This window comes from Arthrobacter sp. TJ-178, from assembly GCF_058269275.1.
Genome location: NZ_JBZCNK010000004.1, coordinates 89,156 through 111,619, shown reverse-complemented (window position 1 = coordinate 111,619; position 22,464 = coordinate 89,156). Strand labels below are relative to the sequence as shown.

Below are 22,464 nucleotides of genomic sequence, written 5' to 3'. Positions count from 1 at the left end.
GCCGCCTGCCGAAGGAGGTCACGGGTGCCCTAAACGCTCCGGCGGTCCTGTTGGGACTGCCGGAGCGCAAGGTCCAGCCGCCGCAGGGCAGCGGACCGTCCCGGTTGCCGGGCTCCGGCTTCCACTGCGCTGCGGACCCGTGTGAGGGGACAGTCCAGCACCGGGTTGGCGGCGATGGCCAGCAGCGCCTGCCGTGATTCTTCCTCCGGACCGTGCAGGGCCAAATCCACCGCCGTGCGCAGGGGAGTGCTAACCCTCATGCCGGCAATGTCCATGCCGTCCCCGGCCGCCAGCCGGACCTCGTGGAGGACCGCGGGGCTGAAGGGCGGCAGGGCCGTGGTCCGGCTGCGGTGGTCAACCAGCAGCTGCAGGCGACGGGGCGGACGCGCACAGCCGTACACCCAGGCCGCCGTCAACCGTCCGAGCATGGCCTTTGCCCGCAGCCGCGGCGGAAGCGTATGCAGGGCGGCCAGCGCACGGCACACCGGGTCAGGCTCGACGTCCCAGCGCACATAGGTGTCCGCATAGACCCAGCGCAGCAGCCCGTCAGCTTCCATTGCCTGCAGTTCAGGAGCGGAAAAGTCACCGCCGGCATAAAACAGCGCCCCGCCGGTGGAGGTGAACTCCGGCAGCACACCCGGGTAAGGAAACAGTGTTGCCGGCATGAGCCAACCCTGACCCACTTCCGGAAAAAGCAAAAGGCCCGGCATCTTCCCTGTGGACAGGGAAGATGCCGGGCCTTTGGACGCTAGGAGAAGTCCTGCGCAGACTTCTGCAGCATGGCCAGCCACTGCTGGCGGGCTTCAAGGGCTTCACGGGCATCGGCGATCTTCTTCGCGTTGCCGTCCTTTTCAGCTGCGGCCAGATCCTCTTCGAGGGAAGCGATCGTGGCTTCGAGCTGGCTCAGGGCACTGTTGGTGCGTGCCTTGGTTTCCGGGTTGCTCTTCTGCCAGTGCTCATCCTCGGCAGCCTTGACGGCCTCCTCGATCTTGCGGATGCCGGCTTCCATCCGGCCCATGTCCGCACGCGGAACCTTGCCGGCCTCTTCCCAGCGGTCCCGGATGGAGTTCAGCGCCTTGCGGGCTGCCGTGAGGTCGCGGACCGGAAGGATGGCCTGGGCTTCCTTCAACAGCTCTTCCTTGACCACGAGGTTGGCGGCAAACTCTTCGTCAATAACCTCATTGGCTGCCTGGCGGGCTGCAAAGAAGGTGTCCTGCGCGGCACGGAAACGTCCCCACAGGGCGTCGTCATCCTTGCGGCTGGCACGCTTGGACGCTTTCCACTCGTCCATGAGCCGGCGGTACTCTGCAGCAGTGTTGCCCCAGTCCGTGGACGTAGCCAGTTCCTCGGCGCGGGCAATCAGCGCTTCCTTGGCCTGCTTGGCAGCGGTGTTTTCGCTGTCCAGCTGAGAGAAGTAGGCGCGGCGGTGGCGGTCAAAGACCGTGCGGGCGGAACGGAACCGCTTCCACAGGCTGTCCTCATTGCTGCGGCCAAGCCGGGGTCCGTTCTTCTGGGCCGCCTTCCAGGCCTCGAAGAGCTCATTCATCCGGTTGCTGCTGGTCTTCCACTGGATGGTGGCGGGATCCTTGGCGGCAATCTCTTCGGCCTCGGCCACAATGGCTTCACGGGCGGCAAGCTCGCGTGCCTTGACGGCCTCGGCTTCGGCGCGTTCGGCTGCTTCAGCTTCCTTGATGCTGGTGCGCAGGGCTTCGATCTGTGCGTCAAGAGCCAGCACATCACCGACCATCTTGCGTTCGGCAACCTGCTCGCCGAGGTGCTTCAGGGTCTTGAGCATGTCCGTGGTGGGAGCCTTGGCCTGCACCCGGGCCTCCAGCAGCGCAAGCTGGCTGGCGACGTCGTCGTACTTGCGCACAAAGTAGGCGAGCGCTTCGTCACGGCTGGCATCGGGGTACTGGCCCACCGGGAATTCTTCGCCGTTCACGATCAGGAAGACATGGCCGTCCTCCTCAACACGCGCAAAGCGGGCTGCTTCCTCAAGGGAGGTGGAGTGCACCGGGGGTGCACTGATGACAGGCTTGGGCGCGGCGGCAGGAGCCGAACCTTCTGCATCAGCTGCTGCGGGCGCCGGACGCCGTGCAGCGAAGGCTGCCGGGGTGGGCGCTGCGGGCCGCGGGGTTTCGGAAGTCTCCGAGCCGGGGCCGGAAACTGTTTCGTCGGATTTCTGACTGTCTGTCACCGCTAAAAGTCTTTCACTCGAGGTTTGGCAGTGCGCGAAGCCCGCGCTGCCATTTACTTCAGGGTAAACGAGTCTATCGTCACCGGCGTTTTCGGTGTGCCGTCCTGGACAGCGGCGCCGTCTTTCAAGGCTCCCTGTGCAGCGACGGATTCCAAAACGTCCAGCCCTGACGTTAGCTTACCCATGATCGAGTAGCCGCCCGTATCCTGCGGAATAACGGAGTCTTTGTACACAATGAAGAACTGCGTTCCGTTGCTGTCCGTGGTATCGCCGCGGGCGACGGCAATCGAACCCGCCGGGTACTTTCCGTCGGCGGGCGTGTTCTCCACGGGACCCCACTGGTAGCCCGGATCTGCGGCTCCGTCGCCGTTGAGGGAACCGCACTGCAGCACGCCCATGGTCTCCGCCGTGGTGAGCCGGTGGCAGGTCTTCCCCTCGAAGAAGCCCGATTCAGCCAGCGAGGTGAACACGGCCACTGCCTGCGGTGCTGTATTTCCGTCCAGCTCCACGCCCAAATCCCCGGCGCTGGTGGCAAGTGTTCCGGTGAAGACCCTGCCTTCGGCAAGCGACGGATCCGGGACCGCCGGGGCAGTGGCTGGATCCGAGGGTTCGGCGGCTGCGGCCTGCTGCTCGATGAGCCGGGATTCTTCGGGGGTGGGATTGGAGGAGAACCAGGCCACCTGCAGGGCCAGCGCCAGCGCAAGTGCCAGGGCGGCTGCCGCACCGGCGAAAACATTGTCCCGTTTCCTGCGTTTGGCCTGGCTTTGCTGCAGGGCGCGCTTCGCCTGGATGCGGGCAATGCGCCGTCGTGTTTCGCGGTCTTGGCGGGGAGCGGCCACGGGTTCTCCTGATGCAGCGGATGGACATCGCCGGCCGGGCGGGGAGCACCGGCCGCAGCAGTGCTGGTCCTTCCGGTTCGCCTTGGCGTGCGCGGACGACCTAAAATGAGTGCCGCACTTAGTTTAGGCATGCCGCCAGGCGATTTCCCTGCAGCAGTCCGCCTCAATCCCCAGAAGGAGCTCGCCCTCATGGCACGCAAGGCCTCACTGTCCGGTTTCCCCGAATGGCTGCCGCAGGAACGCCTGGTTGAACTGCATGTCCTGGACGTTCTGCGGCGCACCTTTGAACTGCACGGCTTCACGAACATTGAAACGCGCGCGGTGGAAACCGTGGGCCAGCTGCTGCGCAAGGGCGAAATTGACAAGGAAGTCTACGCGCTGAGCCGGCTGCAGGCTGAAGAAGGCGAAGCCGCCGGCAAGACGGATCCCAACGCCCTGGCCTTGCACTTTGACCTCACCGTTCCCTTTGCCCGGTATGTGGTGGAGAACGCCGGACACCTGGCGTTCCCGTTCCGCCGCTACCAGATCCAGAAGGTTTGGCGCGGCGAGCGCCCGCAGGAAGGTCGCGCCCGCGAATTCACGCAGGCGGACATTGACGTGGTGGGCGACGGCGAACTCCCGTTCCGGTACGACGTTGAGCTGGCGCTGGTCATCGCCGAGGCGCTGGGCGCCCTGCCCATTCCCGACTTCAAGATCCGGGTCAACAACCGCAAACTGGCCGAGGGTTTCTACCGGGGCATCGGACTGGAAGACACCGCCGGCGTGCTGCGCAGCATCGACAAGCTGGAAAAGATCGGTGCCGCACGGGTGGCTGAGCTGCTGCAGGAAGAACTCGGCGCCACTGCTGAACAGGCAGACGCTGCCCTGAAGCTGGCCTCCATCCGCACCGAGGACATGTCCTTCGTGGAGCAGGTCCGCGCCCTGGGCGTGTCCAACGAACTGCTCGAAGAAGGACTGGACGAGCTTTCCCAGGTCATCGCCGAAGCCGTTCGGCGTGCCCCCGGCCGCGTCGTGGCGGACCTGAGCATCGCCCGCGGATTGGACTACTACACGGGCACTGTGTACGAAACCGTGCTGGTGGGACACGAGTCCCTGGGGTCAATCTGCTCCGGCGGCCGCTACGATTCCCTGGCTTCCAAGGGCAACCGCAAGTTCCCCGGCGTCGGTCTCTCCATCGGCGTGACCCGGCTGGTGATGCGCATCCTGAGCCAGGAGTTCGCCGCAGCCAACCGCAGCGTTCCCACCGCCGTTCTGGTGGCCCTCACCAGCGACGACTCCTGGTCCGCTGCCCAGGACATCGCCGCGGACCTGCGTTCCCGCGGCATCTCGGTGGAAGTGGCCGCGAAGGCGGAGAAGTTCGGCAAGCAGATCAAGTACGCGGACCGCCGCGGGATTCCGTTTGTCTGGTTCACCTCCGAAGACGGCACGCACGAGGTTAAGGACATCCGCTCCGGTGAGCAGGTGCCTGCCGATCCGCAGACCTGGACGCCGCCGGCCGAGGACCTGTTTGTCCAGGTGACCCCCGCCCAGCAGTAACTCCCGGGTCCGACTGCCGCGCACCCGGGCGCTGAAAACTCAGCCCCGGCTGCCGGGCTGTTCCCGGTGCCCGCGTGCCCGGTAGGCGAGCGCAGCCTGCACCCGGGAGGCAACCCCGAGCTTTGCCAGCACCCGGGACACATGGGTCTTCACCGTGGTTTCGGCGATGCCCAGCCGGCGGCAAATCTGCTGGTTGGACAGCCCTTCGCCGAGACAGGCCAGGACCGCTTCTTCCCGGGCAGTCAGCGGGTCCGCGGTCAGCGGATCGGCGAGGCCGGCAGGCAGGGCGGGACCGTTGTCCGGGCCGGGCCCCGGCAGGGCCTTGCCGGCCGCCCCTGCGCCGTGCTGTCCCTGCACGAATGCCGAGATCAGCGTGCCGGTGACTTCGGGGGAGAGGACACTGTCGCCGTCGGCCACGCTGGAGACTGCGCGCACCAGCTCAGCCGGCTCCACGGACTTCACGAGGAAGCCGGCAGCCCCGGCGCGCAGGGCGGCGTAGACGTAGTCGTCGATGTCGAACGTGGTCAGCACCAATACGGCGGAGAGCTTCTCCCCGGTGATTTCGGCCGTAGCGGCGATGCCGTCCATGCCCGGCATGCGCAAATCCATGAGGACGACGTCGGGGCGCAGAGCGCGTGCCATGCGCACCGCCGTGGCCCCGTCGGCCGCCTCGCCCACCACCGTGAAACCGCCCACGGACTCCAGGATCATCCGCAGTCCGGCGCGGATGGCTGAGTGATCATCCGCAAGCAGGACGCTGAGGGTTGTTTCTGCTGTTCCTGTGGTCACTGCATCTCCTGGGCCTGAATCGAAGGCTGCGGCCGGGGTACTGCCGGCCCGGGTTGTCCTGCCGGCAGGAGCGCCTGCACCACCCACTGGCGCGCGGCCCGGCCGTCCGGTTCGGTGATGCCCGCGCTGAAGCTGCCCTGCAGCTGTCCGACCCGCAGGAACATGTTCCGCAGCCCGGTGCCGTTGCCCCCGGTGCCGTTCCCGCCGGTAGTCTTTCCGCCGGAGACCTCTCCGGTTGCCTCGGGCACCTCGTTGCTGATCCTCAGATCCACGGAGCCTTCCCGCTGCCGGACTGTGACAGCGATGCGGCTGCCGGGCGCATGCCGCACTGCATTGGTCAGGGATTCCTGCACAATCCGATAGGCGCTGCTGCCCACCAGGGCGGGGACTTCGATGCCGGGCTCCATCTCCAGCTCCACCGGGTTGCCGGCTAGCCTCGCGGATGCTGCCAGCGCTTCCACCTGCTGCAGTCCGCCGGCTGCGGTGTCCGCAGGCGCTGCGTCGGGCCCGCCGTCGGCTTCAAGCAGGCCGATCAATGACCGCATTTCCTGCAGGGCCTGCACGCTTTCGGTGCGCACCTGCGCCAGTACCCGTCGGTCCAGGTCCGGGTTTTCGGCGGCCAGGGCGGCTGCAGACTGCAGCGCCACGGCCGAAAGGTGGCCGGCAATCGCGTCGTGAAGTTCACGGGCCATGGCGCCGCGTTCAGCGGTCACGGCCATCCGCAGATTCAATTCGGCCAGTTCTTCGGTGCGTTCGGCGCGGAGCCGCTCGGTCTCCGCACGCTGCCGCTCCTGCTCCGCGCGGTCGCTTTGGTGCCGGACGGAGCTGGCCCACCAGAGCGGCATGAGGCAGATCAGGACAGCCTGAAACAGGCCGAGAAGAGCTGCCGGCCAACCCCCGTAGCTCAGCCCCACAGCCAGCGGAAGGATGACGGTGCCGGCAACCGCGGCGTTCTGGACGGCCCGGCTGAGGCGCTCCGAGCCGTAAAGGATGCCGGAGTAGAAGAGTTCGAACACCAGCAGATAGGTGATGATGCCGCCGCCCAGCAGCACGCTGCCTCCAACGGCGGCACCTGTCACCGCGAGCATCACCGGCACGCTCCGCCGTCGGAATACCAGGCCGGCGCACCCGAGCAGCAGCAGCGGCAGCCAGGCCCAGTCCGGCGCCCCCAGCAACGGCGGCACCAGATCTGCCCCGTTCACTCCGGCAAGCATCAGGATGCTGCCGGCCAGCAGGTATCCCACGGCGGAGGCGATGCCGGACTCCCAGACTCCGTCCAGGGAATAGCGGCTTTTAGAGGGGGACATGCCTACAGCGTAGCCATCGGAGCGGGCTGCGGAAGGACGCCCGGACCTTGGTCCTCCAAAGGGATGACGGCGGACACCGGAGATGGCACCAAGTACCGACGACGGCGCCGGCGCGGGAAGGCTTAGCTGTTGCCATGGACGTTTTGGTATATCTCATCATCGGCTGCGAAATCGGCTTCTGGGTACTGCTCGCGGCGGGACTGTGCACCCGTTATCTGCTGCACCAAAAGCGCCTGGGGCTGGTGCTGCTGGCCTGTGTTCCGCTGCTGGACGCGGTGCTGCTGGCAGCCGCCGGAACGGACCTCGCGCGGGGCGGCACCGCGGAAATGGTGCACGGACTGGCTGCCTTCTATCTGGGCTTTAGCGTGGCGTTTGGCCACACCCTGATCCGCTGGGCCGATGTCCGGTTTGCGCACCGCTTCGCCGGCGGCCCGGCCCCGGTCAAACCGGCGAAGGGCACTGCCGCTTACCGGCATTCGCTGTGGGTCGAATACGGGCGGGTCCTGATCGCCATGACCATTGCGGTTGCCGTGCTGCTGATCATGATCGCGTTCCTGGCTGCCCCCGGCGAGACGGGCGAACTGTGGGACTGGGTGAAACGGGCCGGCGCGGTGGCAGGCATCTGGCTGGTTGCCGGTCCGGTGTACGGCATGTTTGAACGGCCGGGACAGGCTCCGGCGGCCCAGCCCGGACCAACTGTCCGGAGCTGAAGGTGCTTCCGGCATCGCCTAGGCTTAAAGGATGTCGACTGCACCCATCGAACCCCTGCTGCCCTCCGCTGAACTTCATCTGCACATTGAAGGAACCCTGGAGCCGGAGCTGATTTTTGAACTGGCGGCCCGGAACGGAATCTCACTTCCCTACGCGGATCTTGACGAGCTGCGCAGCCGGTACGAGTTCACCGATCTGCAGTCCTTCCTTGACCTCTACTACGCCAACATGGACGTGCTGCGTACCGAGGCGGACTTCGCCGACATGACCCGGGCCTATCTGCGCCGGGCCGCAGCGGCCGGGATCCGCCACGTGGAAATGATGGTTGATCCCCAGGCACACCTGCTCCGCGGTGTTCCGGTGGCGGACTGCATACACGGGGTGGCCGGAGTGCTGGCCACCAGCCTTGAGGAGTTCGGCATCTCCACCGAACTCATCGCAGCGTTCCTGCGGGACCGTCCGGCCGCCGAAGCTGAGGAGGTCCTGGCCCAGCTGATCGAGTCCAAGGCGCCGATCGCCGCCGTCGGCCTGGACTCCGCGGAGGTGGGCTACCCGCCGGAAGGATTTATCCAGCTGTACCGGATGGCCCGCGAAGCCGGCCTCAAATGCGTTGCCCATGCCGGGGAAGAGGGCCCCTCGCACTACATTGAGCAGGCGCTTGACCTGCTGCTGGTGGACCGGATCGACCACGGCCTGCGGTGCCTGGATGATTCCGAACTGGTGGAACGCCTCGTCCGGGAACAGGTGCCGTTGACCCTCTGCCCGTTCTCCAACGTACGGCTGCGTTCGGTGGACACGCTGGCCGACCACCCGCTGCCGCAGATGCTGGCCCGTGGACTGAACGTGTCAGTGAACTCCGACGACCCGGCCTACTTTGGCGGCTACGTGGACGACATCTTCGCGCAGCTGCGGCACACCTTCGATCTGACCCCTGACCAGCTCGCAAAACTGGCGGCCAACTCGGTGGAGGCCTCCTTTGCGCAGCCGGACCGGAAGGCCGAACTGCTGGAGCTGATTCGTTCCTGGCGGTCGACCCAAGACTGAAGTCCCGACCAGGACTTTGAGCTAGGACTTTTGCGGCGGGGCGGGTGGTTTTGCACCCGACGGCGGGCTGCCGGACCGGTGGAACGTCAGCCGCACCACCAGCCCGAACACCAGCACGATCAGCATCATCAGGACCGCCGCCAGCGGCAGGCTCAGCGCCGTCAGCAGGGCTCCGGCCAGGCCGGCCAGGTTGACGGCCCGCGGCGTGTACCAGCGCCGCTGCTCCAGCGCATAGCCGCACAGATTGGTGATGGCTGCGTGCAGCAGCAGCGCAAAGCAGGCCAGGGCCAGGAGTGTTCCCAGGGTGGCGGTCAGTACCAGCACGACGACGACGGCGCCTGCCGCAGCGGCTGCCGGCCACGGTACCCGCCGGTTGCGGCCCGTGCGGGCGAAAACCCGGGGGAGGTCGCCGTCGTCGGCCATGGCAGCCGCCGTGTGCGCGCTTCCCTCCGTCAGCAGCCACACGCCGGACAGGCTGGCCGCACCGGCGGCGATGGCCACGGCCCCGGTGCCGATGCCCAGACCCACCTCCGTCACCGGCTCACGCAGCGGAGCCAGCGACGCCGCCAGGCCCGCCGGCCCGTGGAACCAGGCCAGCAGGGATTGGTTCACCAACAGATACAGCCCGAGGGCCACCAGAATGGAAGCCGGGATGGCACGCGGAAGGTTCCGGTCCGGTGCGCGGACCCGGAAGCCGCCCGACGCCAGGCGGGCGTACCCCGCGAAGGCAAAGAACGCGAAACCCGCTCCCTGCAGCAAGCCGGCGGTGGACTCCGTGTCCTCCAGAACGCCCGGCTGCGGAGGAGGTCCTCCGGCCTCGTTGAAGGCAACCACGACCCCGAAGCCCAGCACGCCAATCACGAACGCCAGCACAAAACGGATCACCCAGGTGCTGCGCTGCAGGCCGAACAGATTCAGTGCGGTTGCCGCCACCGCGGCTCCAACCGCCGCAGGACGCGCCTGGCCGGGCAGCACGTACAGGCCAAAAGCCAGGGAGAGGACGGCGGCGGACGTCACCAGGGCACACACCATGGTCCAGCCGGTGAAAAAACCCGCATGGGTACCAAAAATGACCCGGGCCGCGGAGCGCGTTGTGCCCCCGGCGTTCGAATGGCCGCTGGCGCGAAGCCCGGCGCCGAGCAGGAAAGTTGATGCTGCCGAGCAGTACGCCACCAGGGCGGCCAGGGTGAGGGACGCGGCCATCGCGAAACCGGCAGCTTCCGCAACCGGGGGCAGGACCACAAAAATCCCTCCGCCCACCATGCAGCCGATGCCCACCGTGGTGGCGTCGAAGCCGCCCAGCGGAAGTTTCGCGTCGGAGCTTCCGGACACGCGTCCCTCCGATCAGTCGTGCCCGGCCGGCAGTGCGGCCGCAACGGCTGCGCGCTGGAGTCCTTGGCTGGGAAAGGAAGTGAACACCGGTAAACTTCTAAAGAGACCTTGTATTCACAATGAGCGGGAACAGTGTTTTCCGCAAGCAATCTTGAAAGGACTGCTGTGCTGCGCACTCATGCCCTTGGTTCCCTGAGGGCCGAGCATATTGGACAGACCGTCACTCTCGCTGGCTGGGTGGCCCGACGCCGGGACCACGGCGGCGTTGCCTTCCTCGACCTCCGCGACGCTTCCGGGATCGCCCAGGTAGTGGTTCGGGAAGAAGACGTCTTCCACGGACTGCGCAACGAATACGTACTGCAGATCACCGGCACCGTGCAGAAGCGCCCTGAGGGAAATGAAAACCCCTCGCTGGCCTCCGGTGAAGTGGAAGTCATTGCGGACGAAGTTGTGGTCCTGAATACGTCCGACCCGCTGCCGTTCCAGATTGACGAGCACGTGGAAGTCGGCGAAGAGGCCCGCCTGAAACACCGTTACCTGGACCTGCGCCGTCCCACTCCCGCACGCAACATGCGCCTGCGCTCCGAAGCCAACCGGGTGGCCCGCAACCTGCTGCACGACGAAGGCTTCGTGGAGATCGAGACTCCCACGCTGACGCGATCCACCCCTGAGGGTGCCCGCGACTTCGTGGTTCCCGCACGCCTGGCACCGGGATCCTGGTACGCCCTGCCCCAGTCCCCGCAGCTCTTCAAGCAGCTGCTTCAGGTGGGCGGGTTCGAGAAGTACTACCAGATTGCCCGCTGCTACCGCGATGAAGACTTCCGTGCTGACCGCCAGCCGGAGTTCACCCAGCTGGACATCGAAGCCAGCTTTGTCGAGGAAGATGACATCATCGCCCTCGGCGAGTCCGTGGTGAAGGCGCTGTGGAAGCTGATCGACGTCGACATCACCACTCCGATCCCGCGCATGACGTACGCGGACGCCATGGCCCGCTACGGTTCCGACAAGCCGGACCTGCGCTTCGGCCTGGAGCTGACGGACCTGACGGAATTCTTCAAGGACACGACCTTCCGCGTGTTCCAGGCTCCCTACGTGGGCGCCGTCGTTATGCCCGGCGGTGCCTCGCAGCCCCGCCGCACGCTGGATGCCTGGCAGGAATGGGCCAAGCAGCGCGGCGCCAAGGGACTGGCCTACGTGCTGATCCAGGAAGACGGCACGCTGACCGGACCCGTCGCCAAGAACCTCACCGACTTTGAGCGCGAAAACCTCGCGGAAAAGGTTGGCGCCAAGCCCGGCGACTGCATCTTCTTCGGTGCCGGCGAGACAACCGAAGCCCGTGCCCTGCTCGGTGCAGCACGCGTGGAAATCGGCCACCGCACCGGCCTGATCAACCCCAACGACTGGGCCTTTGTCTGGGTTGTTGACGCCCCCATGTTCGAGCCGGCTTCCGCCGCCGTCGCCGCCGGTGACGTAGCAGTGGGCGGAGGAGCCTGGACGGCCGTGCACCACGCCTTCACCTCCCCGAAGCCTGAGTTCATGGACACCTTTGACACGGATCCCGCGTCGGCGCTGGCCTACGCCTATGACATTGTCTGCAACGGCAACGAAATCGGCGGCGGCTCCATCCGTATCCACCAGCGCGACGTGCAGGAACGCGTCTTCAAGGTCATGGGCCTTTCGCAGGAGGACGCACAGGAGAAGTTCGGCTTCCTGCTTGAGGGCTTCAAGTACGGCGCACCGCCCCACGGCGGCATCGCGTTCGGCTGGGACCGCGTGGTTGCCCTGCTGTCCGGCAGCGAGTCCATCCGCGACGTCATTGCCTTCCCGAAGTCCGGCGGCGGCTATGACCCGCTGACCCAGGCACCGGCTCCGATCACTGCTCAGCAGCGCAAGGAAGCCGGCGTGGACTTCAAACCGGAGAAGAAGGCTGAGGCAAAGCAGGACGACGCCAAGAAGGACTAGGTCTTTCGCAAGATTCCAGAATGATGAAAGTGCCCGGCCGCTGATGCGGCCGGGCACTTTCATATTTCGGCTTCATATTTCGACGCACCGGTAATTCTCGGTGATTTATTCCGACAGCCTTTTTTAGCCCGGTGCGGGTGCCGCAGTTGCGGGCCCCATGGAAGTTTCGGGCGCCATAGTGGGGACCGGCAGATTATAGACAACAAGCCAGTAATCTCCGTCCGGCCCGTCCACTGTAATGGATGCCGGGGTTTGCTCCGGTGTGACGATGTGTTCGAAAGACGTGAGAACCGGCCAATTGCAGTTGCTGCTGCTGGAAGTGGTAACTGGGCTTGAATCAGCGTCCAGTACCTCGATGCTGTAATCCCCGGGCTGGTTGCAGGTGAGGAACACGCTGAAGCTGGTCCCCGGTTCCACCTTCGGCAGATCGAAGGTGCTCCTCCAGGTCCCGGGTTCCTCGAGCACAAGGTTGGCGTTGAGCGGACGCCACTTGGGGTTTTGCTGGAAGTAGCTCTCAAGACTGATGGGATTGTCCGCCCGGAACAGTGCCGTCATGGCCGGGTCATTGGGGACAGGAGGCTCCGTGCTTCCGGGGGGCTGTTCCACGCCGATGCTGCTCCGGCTGGAAGAACGGGCTGAGGGGGACGCCGTGGCGGTCTCCTCGGCAGTGGCCGACGATGTGGCCGGTTTCGAGGAAACGGCCTCGGGCTCCTCCTGGGCGCTGCACCCTGTCAGCACCAAGCCCAGCACCGCTGCGGGAAGCAGGGCCTTATGCATAAACGGCAAATCCGACGCTCTGCCCGGCCTTGCCTTAGTCCGTGATGTTCCATTGGCATTTCTGTTTCTGGTCATCTCCGCTACTTCCTTCCGAAGTAATCCGAAGAACGATAGTGGACCCGGATCCGTATGTAAAGGATTGGTAACGGGCGGCCGCTGTCATAAACCCGTGGAACAATTCCCGGCCCGGTATTTCCGGTGCCGACACATTTCTGCCGGTCAGGCGAATTCGGGAACACCCGGACGGCGAAACGCTGAACCGTGGAATATCAGGGGCTCGTGGGCATCGTCGTGTGAGGCATTGACCATGGACGTGCAGCAGCGGCACCACCACTGTCGAAGCCGACTGTCCCTGGCCGGCTGTTTCCCCTCCGGTTAGTCCGGTTCCCTCCGGTTTGGGATAAATCAACCGGTTCGCAGCCGGAGGGATTTCCCAAACCGGAGGGATTTCCCAAAGTGGCCGGAATTTCCCAAACCGGCTGGGATTTCCTGCCGGTGTTGCCCAGCGAACTCAGGCGAAGGACGGGACACCCAGGTGCCGAAACGCTGAACCGTGGAAGACCAGCGGCTCATGGGCATCGTCGTGGGCGGCATGGCCGTGCACCCGCAGCAGCACCACCGAATGGTCCCCGGCGGGAATTTCGGTCTCCACGGAGCACTCCAGCCACAGGGCAGCCCGGTCCAGGAACAGGGAGCCGGAGTCGTCAGTGTGCAGGTTAAGGCCGGCAAAACGGTCGCCGGACCTGGACGCAATTTGCCGGCAGATGCCCTCGTGCCCGGAACCCAAAACGGAGACTCCGATCCTGGCCGCGCCCCGCAGAAGCGGCCAGGTCCGGGACGTGTTCTGCACGGCAAACAGCACCAGCGGCGGATCCATGGAAACGCCCACGGTAAAGGATGAAGCAACAATGCCCTGCGGTTCGCCGTCCACCACGGCGCACAGAGCGGCAATGCCGGAGGGGAATCGGGAGAAGGCCCGGCGCAGGGCTGCGGGCTGAAGGTCGGTTGTGAGAGTCATGCGGAAATGGTCCTCTGCCTCAAGCGTCCGGCCGCCGCGACGAACACGGCAGCGAAACGCAGTACTTGCCGGACCGGTTGGAACAACCGGCGGCCGAATCGTCACCTGGAGCACCCCGCTACGGCGAGAGGGTTGCCGCCCAGCCGGCCAGGGCCTGTGGCTGGAACTCATGATTCTGGTTCCACGGTAGGTCCGGCAGCACAGCCGCGCAAACCCCCGCCACAGTTCGTAAAACTCCGCTTCATAAAACTCCCGCACCCAAAGGGATACAGTTTTCACCATGAGACAGCGGTGGTTTAAACAGGTGGACGTTTTTGGCAGCGAACCGTATTTGGGCAACCCCCTGGCTGTGGTGCTGGAAGCGGAGGGACTCACCGACGCGGAAATGGCGTCCTTCGCACGCTGGACCAACCTGTCCGAAACAACGTTCGTGCTGCCGCCCACGGTGGACGGCGCCGACTACCGGGTGCGGATCTTCACCCCGGGCGGGGAACTCCCGTTCGCCGGACACCCCACTCTGGGAACATGCCACGCGTGGCTGGAGACCGGGGCCAAGCGCCGCTATCCCGACGTCGTTGTCCAGGAATGCGGCATAGGCCTGGTGACGCTGCACGCCAATGCCGGCATCGCCGCGTTTGCCGCCCCGCCGCTGCAGCGCTCGGGCCCGCTGGAGGAAGAAATCCTGGACCAGGCGCGGCGTGCCCTGAACCTGGAACCGGGGCAGGTGCTGGCTTCCAACTGGATTGACAACGGACCCGGCTGGCTCGGACTCCTGCTGCCCGATGCCGCGACTGTCCTGGACCTGAGACCGGACCCCACCATCATGGGCAACCTGCGCGTGGGAGTGATCGGCGCGCAGCCGGCGGACGCTGAAACGGACTTTGAAGTGCGCGCCTTCGTGCCGGGACTGGGCGTTGCCGAGGATCCGGTGACCGGAAGCCTCAATGCTGGCCTGGCCCAGTGGCTGATCGGAGCCTCACTGGCGCCCGAACGCTACGTCGTCACGCAGGGAACTGCCGTCCAGCGCTCCGGCCGGGTGCGGGTCTTCACGCGCGACGGCAAAATCTGGGTGGGCGGCTCCACCGTCACCTGCATTGACGGCACGCTCACGCTGTAAGCGGGAACCATGTTCACCCTGGACTCGCTGTCTCTTCCGATCCTCGGCGCGCCGATGGCCGGAGGTCCCTCCACACCCGAGCTGGCCGCGGCCGTCAGCAATGCGGGCGGACTCGGCTTCCTGGCGGCCGGCTATAAGAGCCCTGCCGCTGTCCGCGATCAGATCACCCGGACCCGCCAATCGACCCGGCGGCCTTTCGGAGTGAATATCTTTGTGCCTGATCATGCCAATACGTACGCCGCAACGTCGGAGGAGAAGCAGGCCGGAAAGCTCGCGGCCTCGCTGGCCTACCGCGAAAGCCTGGCCGCAGCCCGGGAAGCTCCGGCCGGAACGGTAATTCCCGAACCCGGGTTTCCCGATCCGCAGGACGACGACGGCTGGCACGCCAAACTGGAGCTGGTCCTGCGGGAACAGGTTCCCGCAGTGTCCTTCACCTTCGGGCTGCCGGGGCCCGACGTGTTCGCGGAGCTTGCCGGACGGGACATCTGCACGGTGGTGACGGTCACCGACGAACATGAGGCCCGTGCCGCCGCCGCAGCCGGTGCGCATCTGCTGTGTGTGCAGGGTCCGGAGGCCGGCGGGCACCGCGGAACCCTGGACAGCGCCGCAGTCCCCGGACAAGCTGCGCTGCCGGAGCTCCTCGGTGCAGTGAGGGATGCCTGCCCGCTGCCGCTGGTGGCTGCCGGCGGAATTTCCACCCGGCACGGTGCCGCTGCGGCCCTCGCCGCCGGGGCCTCGGCGGTTCAGGTGGGAACCCTGCTGCTGCTCGCCAATGAGGCGGGCACCTCCGTGGTGCACCGGACTGCCCTCCGCGATGCCGTGCTGGGACACAGGGACCCGCGCACCTCGGTTACCCGTGCCTTCTCCGGCCGTCCGGCCCGCGGACTGACCAACGGCTTCATGCGCGCCCATCCGGATGCCCCGGACGCCTATCCGTTTCTGAACCAGATCACCGGGCCGCTCCGTGCAGCAGCAGCGGCTTCCGGGGACCCCGAGGGAGTGAGCCTGTGGGCGGGAACAGGCTACCGGCACGCGGTTGAAGAGCCCGCACAGGCCAGCGTCCGCCGGTTGTTCCCCGGGTGAGACTGCAGGACGGAAGCCTCAGGGCACCGTAATCCGGATGGAAACCGAGCAGGCATCCTTCGCCGCCTGAGCCAGTACGGCCAGCTTGGGGTCCTGGACATCGAGGGGCTGCAGCCGCGGCAGGCTGCTCCACCGAGCAAATACCTTCTGCCGGGCCAGCAGTTCAGTCAGCGACCGGTCTCCGCCGAATACGAGGTATTCCGGCGGATGGTCGGCGAAAAGCCGCGCAGCCTGCTCGGCGGCGGTCTCCACCAGCGCGTCCGCCTGGTTGGCCCGGCGCCGGGCAAAACGCTGCTGCGACCCGCCGCCGGCCGCGGTCCGGGACTGTACGTACCGGTTGCCGGCCTTGGACGCGAGCAGCAGCCCCTCACGGGCCACGCCGGCGGCGTACCCGCCGCGGCGCAGCAGCACGATCCCGAGGGTGCGGGACTGGCCGGCCAGGGAGACCAGGCGTTCGACGTCGTTGGTCCCGCGTCCCGGGCGTCCGTCGTCGGGCCAGGGCGCCCGCAGATCCGCTTCGGTGCCGTTGGCGGCGCGGACGTGCAGTCCGCCGTGTTCGGGTGTGATGTCCAGCGCACCGTTCCCGGAGGCCAGACGGTCCAGCCAGCCCGGCAGGCGCTGCGCGGAAACGAAGGTGTGGCGTGTGGCGGGCATATCGCGATTCTCCTGGTGATGCTGCCCACCGAGCGTGTCGCAGCGTCCGGCGCCTGCCGGACCAACTCCCACGCTACGGCACGAGTAGCCTTGGGACGTGAGTGATTTGTTCAGCAGCGACGACAGTGACAGTGCCACCGGCACGGACAACCAGTACGACGACGGCGCGGATTTGGATGCAGGCGCGGACGACGGCGCCCCCAAACGTCCGCGCAGCCCGCTGGCGGTGCGGATGCGTCCGCGCACCCTCGATGAAGTAGTGGGCCAGCAGCACCTGCTCGGGCCGGGATCACCGCTGCGCACCCTGGCGGAGTCCGCCGATGACCGGGGTCCGGCCGGGCCTTCGTCGGTCATGCTGTGGGGGCCTCCGGGGACCGGGAAAACCACCCTGGCACATGTGGTGGCACGCGGATCCGGACGGAAATTCGTGGAACTGTCCGCGATCACCGCCGGCGTCAAGGACGTCCGCCGGGTCATGGAGGAGGCGCTCACCAACCGCGACCTGCACCGCATCACCACCGTGCTGTTCCTGGACGAGATCCACCGCTTCAACAAGGCACAGCAGGATGCACTGCTGCCGGGCGTGGAGAACCGCTGGGTGGTCCTGGTGGCCGCCACCACGGAGAATCCGTCCTTCTCAGTGGTCTCCCCGCTGCTCTCGCGTTCCCTGCTGCTGACCCTGAAGCCGCTCACCGAAGAGGACATTGCCGCCCTGCTCAAGCGCGCCGTGGAAGATGAGCGAGGCCTCGCCGGCCGTGTCCGCCTCAGCGACGAGGCCCTGGAACACCTGGTGCGCCTGGCCGCCGGGGACGCGCGGCGCGGCCTGACCGCACTGGAAGCCGCGGCCGGCGTCGCGTACTCCGAACGCACCGCGGGCGGGGATATCCCGGAGGTCACCCTCAGCGATGCCGAGAAGGCGCTGGACGTGGCGGCCCTGCGCTATGACCGGGCCGGAGACCAGCACTACGACGTCACCAGTGCGTTCATCAAATCCCTGCGCGGCTCCGACGTGGACGCGGCCCTGCATTACCTGGCCAAGATGCTCGAAGCGGGGGAGGACCCGCGGTTCATTTCCCGCCGCCTGATGATCTCCGCCGCCGAGGACGTGGGCATGGCGGATCCCACCGCGCTGCAGACCGCTGTCGCGGCGGCCCAGGCGGTGCAGATGATCGGCATGCCGGAGGGCCGGATCATCCTGGCCGAGGCAGTGGTCCATATTGCCACCGCACCCAAGTCCAACGCCGCCTACAACGGCATCAATGCCGCCATTGCGGACGTGCGGGCCGGCCGGGGGCAGGGGATTCCCGCCCACCTGCGGGACGCGCACTATCCCGGGGCGAAACAGCTGGGGCACGGGAAGGGGTACATCTACTCCCACGACTCACCCCACGGCATCGCCCGGCAGCAGTACCCGCCGGATGACCTGGTGGGCCGCAATTATTACGAACCGACCGCCAACGGCGTGGAACGCGACATCGCGGCGCGGCTGGAGCGGCTGCGGGGGATTGTCCGCGGGAAGTGAGCGGCGGGAAGTGACCGGCGGGGAGTCAACCGGCACGAAGTGAGACTGCGCGAAGTGAGGTCGCTAGTGCAGGCGGCCAGTGCAGGCGGCGCAGGCCCCGCGGCGGACCCGGGCCCCTGCCGGTGCGTGCTAGCATTGATGGTTGACTGGCAAGTGCGACGCCAAGCCCCCCTTTCGCTTTTACGAGCGTCAGGTGTGCCCGGCGCCGTTTCTGTAGCAGAAGGCAGCGGTTGGCCCGAGCTCTCCCTAATGGAGGCCAGTACTTACGTATCAGTCATCACGGTATCCCGGTGAAAGCCAGGGCTGCGGTGGCCAAACCGCCAAAACAGTGAAAGGTGAACGTGGCTAACAACACACGTGCACGCCGTCAGGCCCGCGCTTCGCGCGCCCTCGGCATTGCTTTGACCCCCAAGGCAGCCAAGTACTTCGAGCGTCGTCCTTACCCGCCGGGTGAGCACGGCCGCGCACGTCGCAAGCAGGACAGCGACTACGCGGTACGCCTGCGTGAAAAGCAGCGTCTGCGCGCCCAGTACGGTATCCGCGAAGCACAGATGACCCGTGTCTTCGAGGAAGCCCGCCGCACCGCCGGTCTGACCGGTGAAAACCTGATCGAGCTGCTCGAGATGCGTCTTGACGCCCTCGTGCTGCGCGCCGGCTTTGCCCGCACGATCGCCCAGGCCCGCCAGCTTGTTGTGCACCGTCACATCATGGTTGACGGCGCCCGCGTGGACCGCCCGTCGTTCCGCGTTTCCGAAGGCCAGCTCATCCATGTGCACCAGCGCAGCGAGACCATGACGCCGTTCCAGGTTGCCGCTGCCGGCGCCCACCGCGACGTCCTGCCTGCTGTTCCGGGTTACCTGGATGTTTCCCTGGACAAGCTGCAGGCACGCCTCGTGCGTCGCCCGAAGCGTTCGGAAATTCCCGTGACCTGCGAAGAGCAGCTCGTCGTGGAATACTACGCACGCTAATCTCGAGTCTTCTCGATTTTTGCAACAGCCCGCGGCCCGTGCCGCGGGCTGTTCGCTTAAGCGGCCCCCTTTGCCGGTGCACTGCGCGCCGCGGAGGCAAGTAAGTGCTCTGGCCTTGAAGTAGGTAAGGTACATAGCGGAAGTTTTTAGTTTTTAACCCAAAGAGGAGAACCATGTCGGGTGGAGATATTGCCGGTCTGATTGCGGCCGGTGTGTTTGCGGTGCTGGTGGTGCTGCTGGCCGTCCCGATCTGGAAGCTGGGCAAGGTGTTTGACGAGCTGCGCGGTGCCATCCGCACCATCAGCAATGAAACGACTCCGCTGATCGAGGAAGTCACCACCACCGTGTCCACCACCAACCTGCAGCTGCAGAAGGTGGACGGCATTTCCTCCAACGTCTCGGACGCCACGGCGAACATCTCCGCGCTGTCCTCCCTGGTGGCCGCCACCGTCGGTTCGCCGCTGATCAAGGTCTCCGCCTTCAGCTACGGCGTCCGTTCGGCCATTTCCTCCCGCGGCAAGAGCCGCGGCCGCCGCAGCAGCCGCTAACCCGCCACCAGCACAGGAGCGAAGAGAATGATCAAGCGAGTCTTTTGGATGTCCATCGGCGTTACGATCGGCGTCATCGCCGTCCGCCGCCTCTCGGACGCCAAAAACACCCTGGGTCCGGCCGGACTCAACAAGGCCGTTGGCACCGCCGCCGACGCCCTGCAGAACTTTGCCGATGCGTTCCGTGAAGGCATGACCGAACGGGAAGTCGACCTGCGCACTGCCCTGGGCGTGGAAACCGGCGACACGGTTGCCGGCACCATGGCCGCCGCCCGCCGCTGAACCACCGGCCCGCACCGCCGCGCACTGCCTGCCCGCAGCCAAATGCTGCAAACACCTGAATTACCGGAAGGGTAAAAAGCACCATGATGTCCCACGAGATTGCACGCCGCTGGCTGGATTTTTTCAGCAAAAAGGGCCACACGGTGGTTCCCTCCGCGTCGCTCGTCACCAATGACCCGTCGCTGCTGTTCACCGTAGCCGGCATGGTGCCCTTCATCCCGTACCTGACCGCACGCGAAAAGCCCCCGTACAGCCGGGCCACCAGCGTGCAGAAGTGCATCCGCACCGCGGACATCGAAGAAGTGGGCAAGACCGCACGGCACGGAACCTTCTTCCAGATGGCAGGAAACTTCTCCTTTGGGGACTACTTCAAGGAAGAAGCCATCACCTTTGCGTGGGAGCTGCTGACGTCCGACGTCGAGAAGGGCGGCTTCGGCCTGGACCCTGAGCGTCTCTGGGTCACCGTCTACGAAGACGGCGACGAGCGCGACGACGAAGCACGCGCCATCTGGCGCGACAAGATCGGCATGCCGGACGAGCGCATCATCGGCACCGGCAAGGCCGACAACTACTGGAACACCGGACAGGCCGGCCCCGGCGGCCCCTGCTCCGAGATCTACTACGACCGCGGACCCGAATACGGACTCGAAGGCGGCCCCGCCGTCGATGAGACCCGCTACATCGAAATCTGGAACCTGGTCTTCATGCAGTACCAGCTCTCCGAGGTCCGGTCCAAGACCGACTTTGACGTGGCCGGTGAACTGCCGCAGAAGAACATCGACACCGGCCTTGGCCTGGAGCGTCTGGCCATGATCCTCCAGGGCGTGGAAAACATGTACGAGACGGACCAGGTCCGTCCCGTGCTGGACAAGGCCGCCGAGCTCTCCGGCAAGACCTACACCTCCGCCGAAGACCCCTCGGATCCGCACCACGCCGATGACGTTAAGATGCGCGTTGTTGCCGACCACGTCCGCTCCGCGCTGATGCTGATCTCCGACGGCGTGAGCCCCTCCAACGAAGGCCGCGGCTACGTGCTGCGCCGCCTGATCCGCCGTGCAGTGCGCAGCATGCGCCTGCTGGGCGTGGAGACCGCCGTCCTGCCGGAACTGCTGCCCGTCTCCCGCGACGCCATGAAGGGTGTCTACCCGGAGGTGGAGACCGACTTCGCCCGGATCAGCCGCATTGCCTACGCCGAGGAAAAGGCGTTCCTGCGCACCATCGCCTCCGGCACCGAACGGCTTGAAGAAGCCGTGAAGGAGTCCCAGGCGGCCCACAAGCCGCTGTCCGGCGAAGACGCCTTTACCCTGCACGACACCTACGGTTTCCCGATCGACCTCACGCTCGAAATGGCCGAGGAAGCGGGACTGAAGGTGGATGAGGCCGGATTCCGCGCCCTCATGCTCGAACAGCGCCAGCGCGCCCAGGCAGATGCCCGGGGCAAGAAGCACGGCCACGACGACGTCTCGGTGTTCAATGAACTCCTTGCCGCCGGACAGACCGTCTTTACCGGCTATGACGAGCTGACCAGCCAGTCTTCGGTCCGCGGCATTATTTCCGGCGGATCCCGGGTGCCGTATGCCGGCCAGGGCACTGAAATCTCCCTGGTGCTCAACGAGACCCCGTTCTACGCAGAAGCCGGCGGCCAGGCCGCAGACACCGGCCTGATCACCGGAGACGGCTTTGTCCTGGAAGTTCAGGATGTCCAGCGCCCGGTCAAGGGACTGAGCGTACACAAGGCCATTGTCCGCGAGGGCGAAATCGCTGAAGGCGCCAGTGTCCTGGCAGCCGTGGATGCCCAGCGCCGCCACGAGGCGGAGCAGGCGCACTCCGGCACCCACATTGTGCACGCCGCCCTGCACCAGATTCTGGGCCCGGAGGCCCTGCAGCGCGGGTCCTTCAACAAGGCCGGCTACCTGCGCTTCGACTTCTCCTGGGGCGAAGGTCTGTCCGACGCCGCCAAGTCCGAAATCGAAGAAGTGTCCAACCTGGCAATCCGCAGCAACTTCCAGGTGGAAACCAAGATCATGTCCCTGGCTGAGGCCAAGGCACTGGGCGCCACCGCGCTGTTCGGCGAGGCCTACGGCGACACCGTGCGCGTCGTGGAAATGAACGGCGACTGGTCCCGCGAGCTCTGCGGCGGCACCCACGTGGAATCCACTTCCCGCATCGGCAGCCTCACGCTGCTGGGCGAACAGTCCGTCGGATCCGGCAACCGGCGCGTGGAAGCTTTTGTGGGCATGGACGCGTTCCGCCATCTTGCCGCCGAGCGTGCACTGGTCAACGAACTGTCCGAAATGCTGAAGGTCCCGTCCGTGCAGCTGCCGGACCGCCTGGCCGCCACCCTGGCCAAGCTGAAGGCAACGGAGAAGGAACTGGAGCGCCTGCGCCGCGAGCAGCTGGCTGCTTCAGCCGCAGCCCTGGTTTCCAAGGCCGTGGACGTTGACGGTGTCCGTGTTCTGGTGCACGACGCCGGGACCGGAGCCGGCGCGGATGACCTGCGCACCCTGGCGCTGGACCTGCGGTCCCGCCTCGGAAGCGGTGCAGCCGTTGTTGCGGTTGCGGGCGTCTCCAACTCCCGCCCGGTAGTGATTGTTGCCACTAATGAAGAGGCCCGCGCTGCCGGCATCAAGGCCGGCGCGCTGGTCAAGGTTGCTGCCGGGGTCCTCGGCGGCGGCGGAGGCGGCAAGGACGACGTAGCCCAGGGCGGCGGCTCGGATGTCGCCAAGCTCGGCGACGCCCTGACCGCCGTCAAAGCCGCAGTAGCCAACCGGGGCTGAA

General features: G+C 66.3%; 20 protein-coding genes and 1 riboswitch. Of the genes, 11 read left to right on the top strand and 9 right to left on the bottom strand.

Annotated elements, in window-relative coordinates:
- Positions 1–29: 29 nt before the first annotated feature.
- The 3 genes from AC4D2Q_RS12065 to AC4D2Q_RS12055 all read right to left on the bottom strand — a co-directional run bounded on the left by AC4D2Q_RS12065 (position 30) and on the right by AC4D2Q_RS12055 (position 3,036).
- Positions 30–665, bottom strand: coding sequence for a hypothetical protein (locus AC4D2Q_RS12065; RefSeq protein WP_490946669.1), 636 nt, complete (start codon positions 663–665; stop codon positions 30–32).
- Between the two features lie 83 nt (positions 666–748).
- Positions 749–2,197, bottom strand: coding sequence for a DUF349 domain-containing protein (locus tag AC4D2Q_RS12060; protein WP_490946668.1), 1,449 nt, complete (start codon positions 2,195–2,197; stop codon positions 749–751).
- Positions 2,198–2,250: 53 nt separating this feature from the next.
- The gene (locus AC4D2Q_RS12055) at positions 2,251–3,036 is read right to left on the bottom strand and encodes a peptidylprolyl isomerase (RefSeq protein ID WP_490946667.1); all 786 of its coding nucleotides are present in this window, start codon (positions 3,034–3,036) and stop codon (positions 2,251–2,253) included.
- Between the two features lie 189 nt (positions 3,037–3,225).
- On the opposite strand from AC4D2Q_RS12055, the gene hisS reads away from it, so the two are divergent.
- On the top strand, positions 3,226–4,572 hold the full coding sequence (gene hisS, locus AC4D2Q_RS12050; protein ID WP_490946666.1) for a histidine--tRNA ligase: 1,347 nt from the start codon (positions 3,226–3,228) through the stop codon (positions 4,570–4,572).
- A 39-nt stretch (positions 4,573–4,611) separates the two neighbouring features.
- Here the strand turns inward: hisS and AC4D2Q_RS12045 are convergent, their stop codons facing one another.
- Together AC4D2Q_RS12045 and AC4D2Q_RS12040 are read right to left on the bottom strand one after the other, a co-directional pair.
- Positions 4,612–5,283: a response regulator gene (locus AC4D2Q_RS12045; RefSeq protein WP_490947058.1), complete on the bottom strand. Its 672-nt coding sequence runs from the start codon at positions 5,281–5,283 to the stop codon at positions 4,612–4,614.
- A gap of 74 nt (positions 5,284–5,357) precedes the next feature.
- Positions 5,358–6,668 (bottom strand): sensor histidine kinase, encoded by a 1,311-nt coding sequence (locus AC4D2Q_RS12040; RefSeq protein ID WP_490946665.1) that lies wholly within the window; start codon positions 6,666–6,668, stop codon positions 5,358–5,360.
- 134 nt (positions 6,669–6,802) lie between these two features.
- Between AC4D2Q_RS12040 and AC4D2Q_RS12035 the strand changes: the two genes are divergently transcribed.
- Positions 6,803–7,378 carry a hypothetical protein gene (locus tag AC4D2Q_RS12035; RefSeq protein WP_490946664.1) on the top strand — a complete coding sequence of 192 codons (576 nt, stop codon included), beginning with the start codon at positions 6,803–6,805 and terminating at the stop codon, positions 7,376–7,378.
- A 31-nt stretch (positions 7,379–7,409) separates the two neighbouring features.
- Complete coding sequence (locus AC4D2Q_RS12030) at positions 7,410–8,423, top strand: adenosine deaminase (RefSeq protein ID WP_490946662.1); 1,014 nt, start codon at positions 7,410–7,412, stop codon at positions 8,421–8,423.
- A gap of 21 nt (positions 8,424–8,444) precedes the next feature.
- On the opposite strand, the gene AC4D2Q_RS12025 is transcribed toward AC4D2Q_RS12030, so the two are convergent.
- A complete protein-coding gene (locus AC4D2Q_RS12025) occupies positions 8,445–9,755 on the bottom strand; it encodes an APC family permease (protein WP_490946661.1) in 1,311 nt (436 codons plus the stop codon).
- Positions 9,756–9,920: 165 nt separating this feature from the next.
- On the opposite strand from AC4D2Q_RS12025, the gene aspS reads away from it, so the two are divergent.
- Entirely contained in the window at positions 9,921–11,717 is a 1,797-nt protein-coding gene (gene aspS, locus AC4D2Q_RS12020; RefSeq protein WP_490925690.1) for an aspartate--tRNA ligase, read from the top strand.
- A 123-nt stretch (positions 11,718–11,840) separates the two neighbouring features.
- Here the strand turns inward: aspS and AC4D2Q_RS12015 are convergent, their stop codons facing one another.
- The gene (locus AC4D2Q_RS12015) at positions 11,841–12,494 is read right to left on the bottom strand and encodes a hypothetical protein (protein ID WP_490946660.1); all 654 of its coding nucleotides are present in this window, start codon (positions 12,492–12,494) and stop codon (positions 11,841–11,843) included.
- Between the two features lie 511 nt (positions 12,495–13,005).
- Positions 13,006–13,512, bottom strand: coding sequence for a flavin reductase family protein (locus tag AC4D2Q_RS12010; protein ID WP_490946659.1), 507 nt, complete (start codon positions 13,510–13,512; stop codon positions 13,006–13,008).
- Between the two features lie 56 nt (positions 13,513–13,568).
- A riboswitch (SAM riboswitch) is annotated at positions 13,569–13,687 on the bottom strand.
- Between the two features lie 105 nt (positions 13,688–13,792).
- On the opposite strand from AC4D2Q_RS12010, the gene AC4D2Q_RS12005 reads away from it, so the two are divergent.
- Both AC4D2Q_RS12005 and AC4D2Q_RS12000 read left to right on the top strand, forming a co-directional pair.
- The gene (locus AC4D2Q_RS12005; RefSeq protein WP_490946658.1) at positions 13,793–14,629 is read left to right on the top strand and encodes a PhzF family phenazine biosynthesis protein; all 837 of its coding nucleotides are present in this window, start codon (positions 13,793–13,795) and stop codon (positions 14,627–14,629) included.
- A gap of 9 nt (positions 14,630–14,638) precedes the next feature.
- Positions 14,639–15,712 (top strand): nitronate monooxygenase, encoded by a 1,074-nt coding sequence (locus tag AC4D2Q_RS12000; RefSeq protein ID WP_490946657.1) that lies wholly within the window; start codon positions 14,639–14,641, stop codon positions 15,710–15,712.
- A gap of 18 nt (positions 15,713–15,730) precedes the next feature.
- Here the strand turns inward: AC4D2Q_RS12000 and AC4D2Q_RS11995 are convergent, their stop codons facing one another.
- Complete coding sequence (locus tag AC4D2Q_RS11995; RefSeq protein ID WP_490946656.1) at positions 15,731–16,366, bottom strand: acVLRF1 family peptidyl-tRNA hydrolase; 636 nt, start codon at positions 16,364–16,366, stop codon at positions 15,731–15,733.
- A 232-nt stretch (positions 16,367–16,598) separates the two neighbouring features.
- Here AC4D2Q_RS11995 and AC4D2Q_RS11990 point away from each other — a divergent pair, with 232 nt between their 5' ends.
- The 5 genes from AC4D2Q_RS11990 to alaS all read left to right on the top strand — a co-directional run bounded on the left by AC4D2Q_RS11990 (position 16,599) and on the right by alaS (position 22,463).
- Positions 16,599–17,888: a replication-associated recombination protein A gene (locus AC4D2Q_RS11990; protein WP_490947056.1), complete on the top strand. Its 1,290-nt coding sequence runs from the start codon at positions 16,599–16,601 to the stop codon at positions 17,886–17,888.
- Positions 17,889–18,229: 341 nt separating this feature from the next.
- Positions 18,230–18,856: a 30S ribosomal protein S4 gene (rpsD, locus tag AC4D2Q_RS11985; RefSeq protein WP_152227785.1), complete on the top strand. Its 627-nt coding sequence runs from the start codon at positions 18,230–18,232 to the stop codon at positions 18,854–18,856.
- A 173-nt stretch (positions 18,857–19,029) separates the two neighbouring features.
- Positions 19,030–19,404 (top strand): DUF948 domain-containing protein, encoded by a 375-nt coding sequence (locus AC4D2Q_RS11980; RefSeq protein WP_490925683.1) that lies wholly within the window; start codon positions 19,030–19,032, stop codon positions 19,402–19,404.
- A gap of 27 nt (positions 19,405–19,431) precedes the next feature.
- On the top strand, positions 19,432–19,686 hold the full coding sequence (locus tag AC4D2Q_RS11975; protein ID WP_490946655.1) for a hypothetical protein: 255 nt from the start codon (positions 19,432–19,434) through the stop codon (positions 19,684–19,686).
- An 83-nt stretch (positions 19,687–19,769) separates the two neighbouring features.
- Positions 19,770–22,463, top strand: coding sequence for an alanine--tRNA ligase (gene alaS / locus AC4D2Q_RS11970; RefSeq protein WP_490946654.1), 2,694 nt, complete (start codon positions 19,770–19,772; stop codon positions 22,461–22,463).
- Position 22,464: the final 1 nt, after the last annotated feature.